The organism is Ensifer sp. ENS03 (assembly GCF_014852035.1).
Taxonomy (GTDB): domain Bacteria; phylum Pseudomonadota; class Alphaproteobacteria; order Rhizobiales; family Rhizobiaceae; genus Ensifer; species Ensifer adhaerens.
Genome location: NZ_JACVAV010000013.1, coordinates 1 through 14,399, shown reverse-complemented (window position 1 = coordinate 14,399; position 14,399 = coordinate 1). Strand labels below are relative to the sequence as shown.

Below are 14,399 nucleotides of genomic sequence, written 5' to 3'. Positions count from 1 at the left end.
GTTGCGCCCGATATGGCGCGAGGCAATACCTGGGTTGTCTTCATGCAAGATCCCGGGGTTGCGTGGTTAGAAATCATTATAGAAAGTGGCGTATGGCCGTGGCAGAGTTCGGGGTGCGGAGGACATTGCTGCATGGGTGCTAGTGTCAATAAGACCACGGAAACGGCTTTCGAGCCGCTGCTTCAGTTCGATATGGAGATGGAAGATTTCCTTTCGGACTGGCACCATTGCGATCATGTCTCGAGCTACCTCGCCCGGATGATCAGCCACAACAGGACCGATCCGGTACGGCATTCCAACTTCTTTTCCTCCGCCCTCAACGAGCTTCTGGAGGTTTCGTTTCGCGGCGGCACCACCGACGGAAAGATCGGCCTGTCGATCTATCGCCAAGGCGCCACGGAACGGGTTCAACTGAGCTTTCCATGCCCACCTGGTCAGGCGCGCTTCTATCGCGAGGCGGTCTCGAAAACCCGCGAGAGCGATGCCCAGGCCCGCTATCTCGACGCCATTTCCAACGACCTTGCCCCCAGCCGGGAATCGGTGCTTCTGGACCTGGCGGTCAACTATGACGCCCGCCTCCGGCTTGACGAGGATGCGGCTCCGGCCATCACCCTGATCGTGGATCTTCCTCTTGAAGGAATGGTGAGTTGATGGCGGCGAGCCTTCCTCAGCGTTTCAAGGTCGACTTCGATCCCAACAGCCAGATCTTCTCGCTTGCCGGAACGATTCGGCCGCGTTCGATCGATGAAATCGCCGAGAGTATCCATGCGCTGAGGGAAGCCATCGATACGGTGCGCGGCGTTCTCTATATCGATGTGAAGCGCCTCATCCAGATGAACAATACGGCCTTCCAGGCCTTCATCCGGGTCGCCCTCGACGCCTGCCGGGAACGGTCGGACCTGCGCCTGATCGTCGTCACGTCAAGCGTCGTCAGCTGGACGACGCGCATGTTCCGGCACCTGAGCACGATCGAGCCGCAGATCTCCGTCGAGGTCTATGATTCGATGTTCTATCCCGGCCAGGACTACTTCGAGGATACGAGCTTCATTCCAATCCTGCGCGCGCAGACCAAATTGACGTGGCGCCACGAGCGCACCATCCTGCCGCGCCACGGCATGCGGCCCGGCATCGCCGTGGCCGACATCTGCTGCGGCATCGGCGATTTCGCCGTGCTCGCGCAGAAGGAGTTCCAGCCGTCGCGGATCGTCGCGCTCGACCACTCGAAGCCGAGCCTCGCCTATGCCCGGAAGGTGGCCGCCGAGTTCGGCGTGACGGGTATCGAATACACCTACGGCGACGCGTCGGAGATGCTGCTTGAGGACAACCAGTTCGACTTCGTGAGTTGCCGCCACTCGCTGCAGGTCTTCAATCAGCCGGAGTTGCTTCTCAAGGAACTCTATCGGATCGTGAAGCCGGGCGGCCGCGTCTACATCACCAACGAGAAGAACTCGCACTGCCTCGGCGAGCCGCGGGCGCAAAGCATCCAATGGACCTACAATGAGCTCGCGCGGCTTTTGAGCAATTTCGAGATAGATGTGGAGTTCGGGCCGAAGAGCCGGCGCTATCTTGCCGACACGGGCTTCGACGACATCCTGGTCGAATCCTTCATGGTCACCAATCTGGACGGTGACCCACAGGATTTCGCCGATATCATCGCCGGCTGGGAGAAGATGTTTGCGGACATGGCGGTGAGGCACGGCGAAACACCCGAATTCATCGAGCGGTTCCGCCAGGGCTTCCGGGATCACATCTTCGCTGCACTGCATCCGAAGGGCTATGCGGGCTGGCCGATCTGGGCAGCGTCCGGGCGCAAACCACTATGAGCGCGAGCAATATCAAACGCCCCCGGTTCGGTTTGAGATCCTTTCGCGCCAAGTTCGTGCTGGTCGTCGGCAGCGCCGTGCTCTTCGACCTCCTGCTGACAGGCGGCCTGGCGCTCTGGAACGTTCAAAGACTGTCGCGCGACGCGACGACGGAAGTCGGACAGGGCCTGCAAAACGCCAACGAAGACTACATGCTCACCTACGCGGAATCGACGGCCGCGCGGGTTAATCTTCTGCTCGGCCAGGTTCACGCCGACGTCGCCACGCTCGCGGGCGTAATCCAGGCGCAGATCGACCGCCCCGTGCGCCGGTCCGACGTCGGCGAGGCCCTTGCGCGGCACGCACCGGAGTCCGTTACCGTCACTTACGATGCCAAAGGTGGGTGGGCGCAGAACCTTCCGGGGCCGCTCTCGAGCGTAAGCGTCTGGAGCTATCTCCTTGGCCCCGACCATCGGCCACTACCCGAGGTACAGGCCGATATCGAGAACAGCGCCGTTCTTGATCTGGTTGCGCCCGCCCTGCTTGCGCACGGCCGCTCCAAACTGCAGATGTACTACGTCGGACCAAAAGAACGGCCGATCTTGCGGATGGCGCCCTATGCGGATCAGGCACAGACGTTCGACCGTCTCTACCCCGGCCATAACGAAGCCAACTTCTGGAACTTCTTCTTCCCCGGCCTCTATGAGTCCTGGGAGGAATGGGCGAAGCAACCGAGCCTCAGGCCCGTTGCAGCCGATACCACGCAAACGGCACCTTACACCGATGCCGCCTCGGGCAAACTGATCGTCAGCTTCTTCCAGCCACTCTGGACGCCCGACCGCAAAGGTGTCGCCGGAGCAACCGGAACCGATATCACGCTCGACCAGCTGGCCGAGGTTGTCGAAAGCGTCAAGGTCGGCGACAGCGGCTTCGGATTTCTGGTGATGTCCGACGGCAACGTGCTTGCCATCAATCCGGTCGGCGAAAAGGTGATCGGCCTGCGGCGGTCCAGCGACACGGGTGGACAAGGCGTCACCGGGTTGGAGCGCTCGCTGCGCCGCAGCGCCCAGCCCGCGATCGCAGAGCTGCCGCTTGGCACCGATGGCGCCATTCAGCGGGTGCTGCTCGATGAGGGTGGTGAGAAGGTCCCCTATCTCATTCTCCTCAAGCAGCTCGAGCCGGAGAACCTCTGGGTTTCCGGCCCGGTGCGCCGCGAGACCATGTCGATCGGCATCGTCGTGCCGGAGCGCGAAATCTATGCCTCGCTGTTTGCGGCACAGGCGAGTATCTCTGAAGCGACGAACCGCATCCTCATCTATCAGATCCTGGCCCTGCTCGCTTCGCTGCTGTTCGTCACGCTCGCCGTATTCGGCATCTCCAAGCGGGTTACCCGCGGCATCAGCGCGCTCGCCGGAGCGGCAACCAGCATCGAGGCGAAGGACTACTCCGTCCGTGTGCCCATCACGACGCGCGACGAAGTCGGTGAAGCCGCTATCGCGTTCAATAGAATGGCTGAGGAGATCAGCTACCATACCGAGAACCTCGAAAACCTGGTGACCGAACGCACCAAGCAGCTCGAGGACGCCAACCATCAGATTTCGACGCTGAATACCCAACTGCGCAGCGAGAACCTGCGCCTTGGCGCCGAACTCGCCGTCGCCAAGCAGATCCAGATGATGGTGCTGCCGAAGGCCGGCGAGCTCGCGGAAATCGCCGATCTCGAAATCGCCGCCTATATGCGCCCGGCCGACGAGGTGGGCGGCGACTACTACGATGTGCTGCGCGACGGTGAGCGGCTGAAGATCGGCATCGGCGACGTGACCGGTCATGGCCTCGAAAGCGGGGTGCTGATGCTGATGGTGCAGTCGGTCGCAAGGGCCCTGCAGGAAGCCGGCGACATGGACCCGGAGCAGTTTCTCAACCGCCTCAACCGCGCCATCTACAAGAACATCGTGCGCACCAACACTGACAAGCATCTGTCGTTGGCCTTCCTCGACTACGACCAGGGCCGCCTGACGCTGTCGGGGCAGCACGAGGAACTGATCGTCGTGCGCAAGGGTGCGGAAATCGAGCGGATCGACACGCTCGACCTCGGCCTGCCGATTGGCCTGGAATCGGACATTTCGCGCTTTGTTGCCACCCGCGAGATCTCGTTCGGCCGCGGCGACATGATCGTGCTGCATACGGACGGCGTGACCGAGGCAGCGAACGCCAAGGGCGAACTGTTTGGCATCGAGCGACTGTGCGAGAGTGCCGGAAAGTTTTACGGACAGAGCGCCGAGGACGTCAAATCGGGTATCATCAACGACCTGATGGCGCATATCGGCAAGCAGAAGATCTACGACGACATCACGCTCGTCGTCATGAGACACAGGTGATCAGATGACCACGCTCTACGGACTGGCGGACCTGACGATCGGCGCCCACCAGAAGATGACCCGGCTGCGTCTTTACGACGGGCCGCTGGATCTCAGCTGGAAGCATTGCGCCATGGCTTCGGATTTCGTCGCCGAACTGGCGGCGCTGCGCTATCGCGCGTCGCGCAACACCTATCGGGAAGTGCGCCACAACATCGGCTACCTCACCAACGAACTGGTCGAGAATGCCGTGAAGTTCCGCGCTTCCGGTTCCGTGGTCGTCGAGGCCGCCCTCGAGGGCCACAGCTTCCGCACGAAAGTGTCGAACGTGATCGACAACGAAGCTGCTGCGCGCTTCCAGGATCTTTTGTCCGAGATCGCCGACGGCGACCCGGGCGACTTGCTCATCGAGCGCATCGAAGCCAACGCAACCGGGCTCGGCAAGAGCGGCTCGGGGCTTGGTCTTTTGACGCTGATGAGCGATTATGGCGTTCGTTTCGCTTGGGTTTTTGGCGCCCAGGGTGACGACGGCGAAACCTCATTGGAGACTTATGCCTCCATTGCGGTCCCAGACCTCTCGAACTGATGAGCCGGTGAACATGGAAAACAAGGACGAAGAAGAGTATCGCGTTTGGTCCGAAGGCAACGATATTCATTTTGAAGGCACGATGCGGCTGCCGGGAACGGAGGCCTATGCCCCGATCTTCTCGACGGTGATGGGCGTTCTGGAGACCGAGCCTGAGCACATCACGATCGACCTCACCGAACTGCAGTTCCTGAACTCGTCCGGGATCAACCTGCTCGCCAAGCTGACGATCGAGGCACGCAACCGCCCGAACGTGCAATTGACGGTGCGCGGAACCTCTGAGATCCCGTGGCAGTCGAAATCGCTGCCGAACCTCAAGAAGCTGCATCCCGGCCTCGATCTCAGGCTCAACTGAGATCACGCGGTGCCGGGACTGCATTCCCGTAGCTAAAGCCTGAGTATCGCGCGCCGACCGGCGCGCGACCGCGATTCTGCGCGCCAGCGCTTCCGCACCCCAGCCATCGACAAATCCGTCGCCGAAACCGGCCGCACGACGCTGCGACGCCTTCTTCATTCCCCGTCGTCACGCTTGACTCTGCGAACGCCTCACCCTATCCATCAAATCATCTGATGACTTGATGAACAGACAATGCGACCGATCAATCGTACCAACCTTGCCGAGAGCGCTGCCGAAAGCCTGCGGGCGGAAATCCTCCGCGGCCGCTGGGCTATCGGCGAACGCATTCCCAACGAGACGGCGCTGACCGAACTTCTGGCGGTGAGCCGCGGAACCGTGCGGGAGGCCGTTCGGGTCCTGATCTCGAAGGGGCTGCTCGACGCCCGCCAGGGCTCCGGCACCTATGTCCGCTCGACGGTCGATAGCTCGGGCGCGCTTGACCGCGTCAAGCGGGCGAGCCTGCGCGACCAATGGGAGGCGCGCGCGGCCCTCGACGTGGAAGCCGCACGCCTGGCGGCGCTGCGGCATACGCCCAAGGATCTGGAACATATGAAGCGCCTTCTTCTCGCCCGCGGCACGGTTTCCGATGGTGGGCGTGAGGCCTTCGGACGGCGCGACATTGCCTTTCATCGGTCGATCGTCGAGGCCTCCGGCAACAGGGCCATCGTCGAGCTCTATGACTTTTTCACTTCGGCCATTCTCGAAACCATTCACTCGACGCTGTCAGGCGACCTGCCGGAGCCGGACGACCGGGCGCATGCGGCGATCGTCGAGGCCATTGCGGCCAGTGATCCGGACAAGGCCGCGGCCGCCGTTCGGGCGTTCATGGCCCCCGTCCTCGCTGAACTTGATCGGCTACTTTCCCAATGAACCAGACTTTTCGTGATCCCCACAAAGCCGAAGCCGCCGAACCGCTGGACATCGAAGACCAGCTTATCGATGCCGAGGCCGACAGCCTGCCGGCACCGCAACCACCGGTGCTGAGCCGCAGCGCCCGCATCCTGCTGGGCGCCAGCCTCGTGCTCATCGCCTTCAACCTCAGGCCGCTGTTTTCAAGTCTCTCGGTGCTGCTGCCCGAGGTGATGCAGGCGACCGGCCTTTCCACCGCCAGCGCCAGCGTGCTCACCACCCTGCCGGTGCTCTGTCTCGGCCTTTTCGCGCCGCTTGCGCCGAAGCTCGCCCAACGCTTCGGTGCCGAACGCACGCTTCTCGGGGTGCTCGTCCTGCTGACGCTCGGCACGGGTCTGCGCGGCGTTCAGTCCGTGCCGCTGCTTTTCCTTTCGACATTTGCGGCAGGTGCGGCGATCGCGATCGGCAACGTGCTGCTTCCCGGGCTCGTCAAGCGTGACTTTCCCGACCGCGCCGCGATGATGACGGGCCTCTATACCATGGCGCTCTGCGCCGGTGCTGCCAGCGCCGCCGGCCTGACGCTGACGATCGAACACCATGTGGTCGGCTCCTGGTCCGGCGCGCTCGCGGCCTGGGCGGTACCCGCCCTCATCGTGCTGATGATCTGGGCACCGCAGGCGCTGCGCGGCAAGGCGCAAGCCCGCCATAGCGGCTTCCGCGTCGTCGACCTCTGGCGCGATCGGCTCGCCTGGCAGGTGACGCTCTTCATGGGTCTGCAATCCGCACTCGCCTATTGCGTCTTCGGCTGGATGGCGCCGATCCTGCGTGAGCGTGGCCTCGATGCCGCAACTGCCGGTGCGGTCGTCTCCGCCTCGATCATGATGCAGGTCGTCACCTGCCTGCTCGTGCCATCCTTCGCCGTAAGGCGCCGCGACCAGCGCGCCGTCTGCGTGGCGCTCGTCGCCGCCGCCGTCATCGCACTGATCGGCATCCTTTTCGCGCCGCTCTCGACGGTGCTCGCCTGGGCCGTTCTGCAAGGGATCGGACAGGGCGGCCTGATTGCTGCGGCGATGACCCTCATTGTGCTGCGCTCGCCCGATTCGCACGTGGCGGCCCATCTCTCCGGCATGGCCCAGGGCGTCGGCTACGTGCTTGCCGCCATCGGCCCCCTGCTTGTCGGCTTCATCCGCAGCTGGACTGGCAGCTTCGCCGCCAGCGCCGTTCTTTTCATCGCGCTCGGCATCGGCGTGGCGATCATGGGTCTCGGCGCCGGCCGGGCGCTGCATGTCGGCGCACGAACGGTCCGGATAGACGACCGCTAAGACGGACGCGGATGAGCGCCTGCAATGATCCAAAGGGCTCCCCTTCCCAGGCGGAGCCCTTTCTCTCGCTGTCAGCACGCTCGCATCAGGCCGCGGCCACCGTCGCCTGGTAGCGCGGCGCCGGCCGGAAGGTGAGTGCGATCAGGAACGCGCCGAGGCCGATGCCCCAGGAACCGATGTAAAGCCAGGTGTAGCTTGCCATCGCATCATAGATCAGGCCCCCGGCAATCGGTCCCGTCGCCATGCCAAGGCTGCCAGCCATGGCCGTCCCGCCGATCACCGTCCCCATCATCCGCAAGGGGAAATTCTCGCGGGCAAGCACCGCATAGAGCGGCATGACGCCCGCATAGATGAAGCCGAACAGGGCGGCGACTGCGTAGAACGAGCCGAGCCCGGCGGCAAAGACATAGGCAAGCGCGCCGAAGGCCTGGGCCAGAAGTCCAAGAACGAGCACACGTTTGGCCCCGAAACGGTCGCCGAGCAGACCGAAGACGACGCGGCCGCCCATGCCGGCAAGACCCTCGACGCTGTAGATCGACACGGCCGCCATGACCGGAATGCCGCAGGTGATCGCGTAGCTCACCGTGTGGAAGATCGGGCCGGAATGGGTGGCGCAGCAGAAGAAGTTGGTCAGAAGCAGGATGATGAAGAGCGGCGATTTCAGCACCTGGCTGGTCGTCATCGACGAATGGGGCTCTTCCTCGGGCGAGGCCGCGGCAGCACCGTCGGCAAGTGCCGGCGCCTGGCGAACGAGAAACGAGACCGGGATCATGATGACGGCAACGACCAGCGCGATGATCTGCAGAGCGGTTCTCCAGTCGTAGGCGGATACCAGCCAGGCGGCAAAGGGCGACATCGTCATCGGCGCCATGCCCATGCCGGCCGAGACGAGCGAGACCGCGAGGCTGCGATGCGTATCGAACCAGCCGGTAACGCAAGCCATCATCGGCGCGAAGATCGCCGCCGTCGCGGTGCCGACGACGACACCGAAAAGCATCTGGAAGGCGATCAGCGAGGTCGTCCAACTCGCTGCCATCAGGCTGACGGCCAAGAGCACCGAGCCGATGAGCACGATCGGACGCGCGCCCCATCGGTCGGAAAGGCTGCCCCAGGCGATGCTGGCAAAAGCCATGGCCAGGAAGCCGATGGTCATGGCGCTCGAAACGCCTGTCACCGACCAGCCGGTGTCGCGCGAAATCGGCAGCAGGAACACCGGAAGCGAAAACATGGCGCCGATCGCCAGGCAGCCGAGCAGCCCGCCGGCCGCCACGATGACCCAACGGTAATGCAAATTGGTCATTGCAAATCTCCTTAAAGCCGCCCGGCCACGCCGAAAAATTGTGCAACCTGATCGCGCGGCGGACCGTGCCTGGGACATCCCCTCGCCCGCCCGATTGAAAGACGCTCACGCCGACGCCAAGCCGACAGAAGCTTCGAAAGAATTTCATAATAGTTGCAGATTCACATTCGATGCAGCCTTGAAGGCGTGCGCCCGACTGTTTCCGCTTGATTGTGCGACGAAGCTTCTTTCTGTTGTCCGTTGCCACCTGAGAGATAGATAAAGGCTGGAACACGGCTTGCGGGAGTGACAAGTGTGACGGGATTTCGATGGATTCGCTGATCACCGCCGCGGCGCGAGCACTGGCGTCGGGCGACCCGCTCGGCGCGCTGAAGCGGGTGGCGCTACGCGACGATCCGCCGGCACTGGCGCTGCGCGGCATCGCCATGGCCCAGCTTGGAGACTTCGCCCGCGCAAAGGTCCTGCTGAAGAACGCCGCGCGCGCCTTCGGCCCGAAGGAAGCGGTGGCGCGGGCGCGGTGCATCGTCGCCGAGGCGGAGATCGCCATCGTCTCCCGTGATCTTTCCTGGCCGATGCGGGCGCTCGACGCCGCCCGCTCGACGCTCGAAACCCATGGCGACCACCTCAATGCCGCCCACGCCCGCAATCTCGGGGCACGGCGCCTGCTCTTGATCGGCCGTCTGGACGAGGCCGAGAACTTGCTTGCCAATATCGATACGGCGCGGCTGACACCGCTGTCGAAAGCCGCCCACGACCTGGCGCTCGCCGGCATCGCCGTGCGCCGGTTGCGAACCGAGGCCGCCACCGCCGCCTTCGGGCGGGCGGGCGAAGCGGCACGGGCGACCGGCATTCCGGCCCTGATCTTGGAAGTTGAAAACGCGGCCGCCGTGCTTAAAGCGCCGGCTGCCCGCCTCATGGCGGATGGGGAAGAGCGCTCGCTGCTGCTTGGCGAGGTCGAAGAGCTGCTTGCTTCCGGCGCCCTCGTCATCGACGCCTGCCGGAACCTCGTCCGAAGACAAGCGACCTTGTGCACGCTTGCCACTCGGCCGGTGCTCTTTGCGCTGGCGCGCGCGCTGGGCGAAGCCTGGCCGGGAGACGTCTCAAGGCGAACCTTGCTCGCCCGGGCCTTCGGCGCACGACATGTCGACGAATCCCACCGGGCAAGGCTGCGTGTCGAAATCGGCCGGCTGCGCGAGGAACTGCGCCCGCTTGCGGATATCACGGCGACGAGCGATGGCTTCCGGCTGGTGCCGCACGGCAAGCACACAGTCGTCGTCCTTGCCCCGCCGGTCGACGAGCGACATGCGACGATGCGGGCGCTGCTGGCGGACGGCGAGGCCTGGTCAAGTTCGGCGCTCGCAATCGCGCTCGACGCCAGCGCGCGCACCGTGCAGCGGGCGCTCGAAGAGCTCGCCTCGCAAGGCAAGGTTATGCCGATCGGGCGCGGGCGGGCACGGCGCTGGGTCGTGCCGCCGATTGCCGCATTCCCGACAGTGTTGTTACTCCCCGGCCCTTTGCCAAACGAATAGGATCAGACCCATGAAAAGATCCGAAGCCGAAATCATCCAGATATATGGCCCGTTCCCCGGGGCAGACCAGGTCCATGGCGTCACCTTCGACGGCCGGAACGTATGGTTCGCCGCCGGTGACACGATCAACGCCTTCGACCCGGAAAACGGTGCGCCCGTCCGCTCGATCGATGTCGCCGCGCATGCCGGTACGGCGTTTGACGGCAAGCACCTCTTCCAGATCGCCGAAGATCGCATCCAGAAGATCGATCCGGAAACCGGGAAAATTCTCGCAACAATCCCGGCGCCGGGCGGTGGCGGCGATTCCGGCCTTGCCTGGGCCGAGGGCACGCTTTGGGTCGGGCAGCATCGGGGCCGCAAAATTCATCAGATCGATCCCGAGAACGGCGCAATCCTGCGCACGATCGAATCCAAGCGCGTCGTGACCGGGGTGACCTGGGTCGACGGCGAACTCTGGCACGGCACCTGGGAGGGTGACGAAAGCGATATCAGGCGCATCGATCCGCAAACGGGAGCGGTGCTCGAAACGGTCGCCATGCCGTCCGGAATGGGCGTATCGGGCCTGGAGTCCGATGGCGGCGAGCGCTTCTTCTGTGGCGGCGGGCCGAGCGGCGTCGTCCGGGCTGTTCGCCGGCCGAAGCGGGCGCGCTGAAACTCGCGATAAGATCCAGGATCGGCGCGGCTGCGCGACGCTGTCGGTGCGGCGCCGGCACTACAGCGCCGCGCGCCTTTGAGGCGCATAGAGGGCGCTGTAGCGCTTCGAAGCGCTGCATGTTCCGTCCGCAAAACCGGCGATGAATAGGGAACCATGCAGTAGCGTTGTCCCGGCACGGTCCGCAATACCCGGACACCGCGGACCGTGCCCGAGCTTTAGGCCTTAATGAAGGCGAGCAGGTCGGGATTGATGACATCGGCATGGGTTGTCAACATGCCATGTGGATAACCCTCATAGACCTTGAGCGTGCCGTTCTTCAGCAGCTTCACCGCCAGTCGCGCGCTGTCGTCGATCGGCACGATCTGGTCGTCGTCGCCGTGCATGACCAGCGTCGGCACGTCGATCGCCTTCAAGTCTTCGGTGAAGTCGGTTTCGGAGAAGGCCTTGATGCCTTCGTAATGGGCCTTGGCGCTGCCCATCATGCCCTGACGCCACCAGTTGCGGACGACGCCTTCCGATACTTCGGCACCCGGGCGGTTGTAGCCGTAGAACGGGCCGGCCGGAACGTCGAGAAAGAACTGGGCGCGGTTGGCGGCAAGCGCCGCCCGGAAACCGTCGAACACCTCGATCGGCAGGCCGCCCGGATTGTTTTCGGTCTTGACCATGATCGGCGGCACGGCGCCGACGATGATCAGCTTGGAAACCCGGCCGCCGCCGTGGCGCGCCACGTAAGCCACCGCTTCGCCGCCTCCGGTGGAGTGACCGATGTGGATTGCATCGCTGAGGCCGAGCTTGGTGGTCAGCGCCGCAACATCCTTCGCGTAGTGTGCAATGTCGTGTCCCTCGCTCACCTGCGTCGAACGGCCATGGCCGCGGCGGTCATGGGCGATGACCCGGTAGCCCTTGCTGACGAAATAGAGCATCTGCGCATCCCAATCGTCCGCCGACAGCGGCCAGCCATGGTGAAAGACGATGGGCTGGCCCGAGCCCCAATCCTTGTAGAAGATATCGACGCCGTCTTCAGTCCTGACGAAGTTCTCGGTCATGGGAACGGTTCCTTTGTTTGGGTTGGGTGTATGTCTTTGAGATGTGGCCCCGGCGCGAGATCCGCGCCGGGACGTGCGGTCGGCGTCAACCGAGATGGGGGTGGTTGATCGCGAGAAAGTGGTTGACGACCGGCGCGGCCGGCCCCTTGTGGTAGCGGCGGACATCGTCCTGAATGTCGGCATCGGCCTTCGACACGCGCTTGTGCTGGCGCAGATGCACTGCCCAGGATTCGACCATAAACCATTCGACCAGCCGTCCGGGATCGGCCGCGTCCTCGGTCACGCCCCAGCCATAGGCGCCGTCGCGCCGCCGCTCGTGCGACAGGCGGGCGAGCGCCTTCAGGAACTCGGACCGATCCGCCTTGTCGATCGTATATTCGATCAGGACGAGAACCGGTCCGCGGTCGTGTTCGACCGGCTCGCTGGTCAGCGGCTCCGGCCAATGATTGGAAGGTATGAGATCCGCCTCACCTTTCGGCAGCTTCATGGCGTGGAAGGCGAAGCCGACTGAGAGAAGGCCGATGGCCGCCACGGCGAGCGTGAAGGGCACGCCGATCGCCGAGGCGGTCGCGCCCCAGGCAAGGCTCCCGCCGGTCATCGCGCCGTTGAAGACGGTCAGATAGACGGCGAGCGTGCGTCCGCGCACCCAGTTGGGCAGGATCGCTTGCGCGGTGCTGTTCAGCGTCGTCAACGCCGTGATCCAGGCCGCACCACAGACGAGCAGCGCCGCCACCGCCACCCATTGCGCCGGCGCGAAGGAAAGCACGCCCATGACGGCGGCGGTCAGGACCGCGGACAAGAGCAGCAATCCGTCGGCATCCATCCGGGCCCGCAAGCGCGGCATCACCAGCGCGCCGCCGATTGCGCCGGCGCCGACGGCGCCGAGCAGGATGCCGTAGAAGCTGGCGCCGCCGCCGAGAAGCTGGCGGGCGACCAGCGGCAGCAGAGCCCAGATCGCACTTGAAAAAGCGAAAAACACGGCTGCACGCAAAAGCACCACATGCAGCTCGCGGCTGGCGCGCGCATAGCGCAGGCCGGCCCGGAAGGCGCCGAGGAAGCGCTCGGCGAGCGCGTCGTCCTCCGGCACCTGCCGCCGCCACCAGACCAATGCGGCAATGACGAAGACATAGCTGATGACATCGACGCCATAGGTGACAGCCGCGCCAAACCAGGCAAGCAGCAGGCCGCCAAGCGCCGGGCCGATCGCGCGGGAGATGTTGATGCCGAGCGAGTTCAGCGCGACCGCGCCCTTGACGTCCGGTCGCGACACGAGCTCCGGCACGATCGCCTGCCAGGTGGGGGCAACCAGCGCTGCGCCGATGCCACCGACAAAGGTAAGCGCAATCAGCGAGGTCACCGACTGCAGCCCGCTTGCAGAGAGGAACAACAGGCAGAGGCTCGCAGATGCGAGCAGGAACTGCACGACGATCAGGAATTTGCGTCGGTCGAGAATATCGGAGAGCACGCCGGCGGGAATGGCGAGCAGGAAGATCGGCAGCGTCGCGGCCGCCTGGATCATCGAGACGGCGGCGGGCGTTGCCGACAGGTCGGTGACGAGCCAGGAGCTTGCGACATCGCGGATGAAGCTGCCGGTGTTGCCGATGATGGTCGCCACCCAGAGCACGGCGAAAACCTTCTGGCGCAAGGGCGCGAAAGTGCCGGCGCTGTTGGTCGCTGCCTGCGTCATTGGCCGCCCCTCTCCGTGGATGCACGTTCGCGCAGATCATAGACTGCAACGAGCACGAATGCGCCGGCAAGGCCGATATGTTCGAAGAAACCGTTTGTCGCCATCGCGCGCTCCATGCCGGGCGGCAGTTCCCAGAAGCGGAATGCGAGCAAGGTGGCGGCGAGCGTGAAGGCCGCAAGCGCGCCTGCCGCCACCCAGCGGTAGAAGCCTGAGAGAACGAGAGCCGACATGGCAAGCTCAAAAACGATGACGCCGACAGCAAAGAGCGGTGCCGGATAGAGGCCGAAATGCTCCATCTCGGCAAGCGCGCCCGGGAAGTCGAAGATTTTCGTCAAGGGTCCCTGGATATAGGCCGAGCAGAGCGCCAGCAACCCGACGAATATGACACGGTTGCCGGAAAGGCCCGGCCGGAGGCGAGCGGCGAGACGGTTTTCGAGGGAAGAGAGGCTCAATCTTTCGTTTCCTTGTCAGGCGGTCTTCGGCTTGATGGGCGGCAAAGCCGCCCTCATCGATTTTTCGGCCATTTCAAAGCGGTGATCGCGCTCTGGGATATGCCTTGGTAGTAGGCTCCATGCTTCGCCGGCGGATGGTTCACCACGACTTTCGCCGAGAGGTGCCGGACGCCCTCAGTCGGCGAGGCCGAGGCCTGCTCCGGTCCGAGCGATGCGTTGAGCAAGATTGAGACCGCGGCCATCGCGACGGCGCCGGCTTTCGTGCGCATTCTGCGTCTCCCTTCCGCTATCGTCACACCGCCCAGCAGGAGCATCCAAGCGCGCCGAAGAAACCCTTAAGGTCGGCGATCGGCAGTTTCGACGTCCAGGCGCCGGCATGATCGTGGCCATGGACGCCGCAATCGCTGGCGCAGCCGC

General features: G+C 64.2%; 14 protein-coding genes. 9 read left to right on the top strand and 5 right to left on the bottom strand.

What is annotated here, in order from left to right; translation table 11 throughout:
- Positions 1–132: 132 nt before the first annotated feature.
- The 7 genes from IB263_RS30155 to IB263_RS30125 all read left to right on the top strand — a co-directional run bounded on the left by IB263_RS30155 (position 133) and on the right by IB263_RS30125 (position 7,313).
- Positions 133–651, top strand: a complete 519-nt coding sequence (locus IB263_RS30155) for a hypothetical protein (RefSeq protein WP_034790260.1) — start codon at positions 133–135, stop codon at positions 649–651.
- Entirely contained in the window at positions 651–1,823 is a 1,173-nt protein-coding gene (locus IB263_RS30150) for a class I SAM-dependent methyltransferase (RefSeq protein WP_060606165.1), read from the top strand. Before IB263_RS30155 ends, IB263_RS30150 begins: the two co-directional genes overlap by 1 nt.
- Entirely contained in the window at positions 1,820–4,180 is a 2,361-nt protein-coding gene (locus IB263_RS30145) for a SpoIIE family protein phosphatase (RefSeq protein WP_060606162.1), read from the top strand. Before IB263_RS30150 ends, IB263_RS30145 begins: the two co-directional genes overlap by 4 nt.
- Before the next feature lie 4 nt (positions 4,181–4,184).
- On the top strand, positions 4,185–4,745 hold the full coding sequence (locus IB263_RS30140; RefSeq protein WP_034790266.1) for an ATP-binding protein: 561 nt from the start codon (positions 4,185–4,187) through the stop codon (positions 4,743–4,745).
- Between the two features lie 13 nt (positions 4,746–4,758).
- Positions 4,759–5,100: an STAS domain-containing protein gene (locus tag IB263_RS30135; protein ID WP_034790268.1), complete on the top strand. Its 342-nt coding sequence runs from the start codon at positions 4,759–4,761 to the stop codon at positions 5,098–5,100.
- 234 nt (positions 5,101–5,334) lie between these two features.
- Positions 5,335–6,012, top strand: coding sequence for a FadR/GntR family transcriptional regulator (locus IB263_RS30130; protein ID WP_060606160.1), 678 nt, complete (start codon positions 5,335–5,337; stop codon positions 6,010–6,012).
- A complete protein-coding gene (locus IB263_RS30125; RefSeq protein WP_060585714.1) occupies positions 6,009–7,313 on the top strand; it encodes an MFS transporter in 1,305 nt (434 codons plus the stop codon). Before IB263_RS30130 ends, IB263_RS30125 begins: the two co-directional genes overlap by 4 nt.
- 85 nt (positions 7,314–7,398) lie before the next feature.
- Here the strand turns inward: IB263_RS30125 and IB263_RS30120 are convergent, their stop codons facing one another.
- Positions 7,399–8,613, bottom strand: coding sequence for an MFS transporter (locus IB263_RS30120; RefSeq protein ID WP_060585713.1), 1,215 nt, complete (start codon positions 8,611–8,613; stop codon positions 7,399–7,401).
- Positions 8,614–8,921: 308 nt separating this feature from the next.
- Here IB263_RS30120 and IB263_RS30115 point away from each other — a divergent pair, with 308 nt between their 5' ends.
- Together IB263_RS30115 and IB263_RS30110 are read left to right on the top strand one after the other, a co-directional pair.
- Positions 8,922–10,142 (top strand): hypothetical protein, encoded by a 1,221-nt coding sequence (locus tag IB263_RS30115; protein ID WP_060606157.1) that lies wholly within the window; start codon positions 8,922–8,924, stop codon positions 10,140–10,142.
- A 10-nt stretch (positions 10,143–10,152) separates the two neighbouring features.
- Positions 10,153–10,794, top strand: a complete 642-nt coding sequence (locus IB263_RS30110; RefSeq protein ID WP_060520008.1) for a DUF5074 domain-containing protein — start codon at positions 10,153–10,155, stop codon at positions 10,792–10,794.
- Between the two features lie 218 nt (positions 10,795–11,012).
- On the opposite strand, the gene IB263_RS30105 is transcribed toward IB263_RS30110, so the two are convergent.
- The 4 genes from IB263_RS30105 to IB263_RS30090 all read right to left on the bottom strand — a co-directional run bounded on the left by IB263_RS30105 (position 11,013) and on the right by IB263_RS30090 (position 14,251).
- Positions 11,013–11,843 (bottom strand): alpha/beta fold hydrolase, encoded by an 831-nt coding sequence (locus IB263_RS30105; protein ID WP_060520010.1) that lies wholly within the window; start codon positions 11,841–11,843, stop codon positions 11,013–11,015.
- Positions 11,844–11,928: 85 nt separating this feature from the next.
- Positions 11,929–13,530: an MFS transporter gene (locus tag IB263_RS30100; RefSeq protein ID WP_192439418.1), complete on the bottom strand. Its 1,602-nt coding sequence runs from the start codon at positions 13,528–13,530 to the stop codon at positions 11,929–11,931.
- On the bottom strand, positions 13,527–13,913 hold the full coding sequence (locus IB263_RS30095) for a DoxX family protein (RefSeq protein WP_371814281.1): 387 nt from the start codon (positions 13,911–13,913) through the stop codon (positions 13,527–13,529). Before IB263_RS30095 ends, IB263_RS30100 begins: the two co-directional genes overlap by 4 nt.
- Positions 13,914–14,035: 122 nt before the next feature.
- Complete coding sequence (locus IB263_RS30090) at positions 14,036–14,251, bottom strand: hypothetical protein (RefSeq protein WP_060520016.1); 216 nt, start codon at positions 14,249–14,251, stop codon at positions 14,036–14,038.
- Positions 14,252–14,399 lie beyond the last annotated feature (148 nt).

What these genes read in the sequence shown, in the direction of transcription:
- IB263_RS30130 (WP_060606160.1), top strand. Translation starts at nt 5,335, where the DNA reads ATGCGACCGATCAATCGTACCAACCTTGCCGAGAGCGCTGCCGAAAGC.
- IB263_RS30120 (WP_060585713.1), bottom strand. Translation starts at nt 8,613, where the DNA reads ATGACCAATTTGCATTACCGTTGGGTCATCGTGGCGGCCGGCGGGCTG.
- IB263_RS30135 (WP_034790268.1), top strand. Translation starts at nt 4,759, where the DNA reads ATGGAAAACAAGGACGAAGAAGAGTATCGCGTTTGGTCCGAAGGCAAC.
- IB263_RS30155 (WP_034790260.1), top strand. Translation starts at nt 133, where the DNA reads ATGGGTGCTAGTGTCAATAAGACCACGGAAACGGCTTTCGAGCCGCTG.
- IB263_RS30110 (WP_060520008.1), top strand. Translation starts at nt 10,153, where the DNA reads ATGAAAAGATCCGAAGCCGAAATCATCCAGATATATGGCCCGTTCCCC.
- IB263_RS30150 (WP_060606165.1), top strand. Translation starts at nt 651, where the DNA reads ATGGCGGCGAGCCTTCCTCAGCGTTTCAAGGTCGACTTCGATCCCAAC.
- IB263_RS30115 (WP_060606157.1), top strand. Translation starts at nt 8,922, where the DNA reads ATGGATTCGCTGATCACCGCCGCGGCGCGAGCACTGGCGTCGGGCGAC.
- IB263_RS30125 (WP_060585714.1), top strand. Translation starts at nt 6,009, where the DNA reads ATGAACCAGACTTTTCGTGATCCCCACAAAGCCGAAGCCGCCGAACCG.
- IB263_RS30145 (WP_060606162.1), top strand. Translation starts at nt 1,820, where the DNA reads ATGAGCGCGAGCAATATCAAACGCCCCCGGTTCGGTTTGAGATCCTTT.
- IB263_RS30100 (WP_192439418.1), bottom strand. Translation starts at nt 13,530, where the DNA reads ATGACGCAGGCAGCGACCAACAGCGCCGGCACTTTCGCGCCCTTGCGC.
- IB263_RS30090 (WP_060520016.1), bottom strand. Translation starts at nt 14,251, where the DNA reads ATGCGCACGAAAGCCGGCGCCGTCGCGATGGCCGCGGTCTCAATCTTG.
- IB263_RS30105 (WP_060520010.1), bottom strand. Translation starts at nt 11,843, where the DNA reads ATGACCGAGAACTTCGTCAGGACTGAAGACGGCGTCGATATCTTCTAC.
- IB263_RS30140 (WP_034790266.1), top strand. Translation starts at nt 4,185, where the DNA reads ATGACCACGCTCTACGGACTGGCGGACCTGACGATCGGCGCCCACCAG.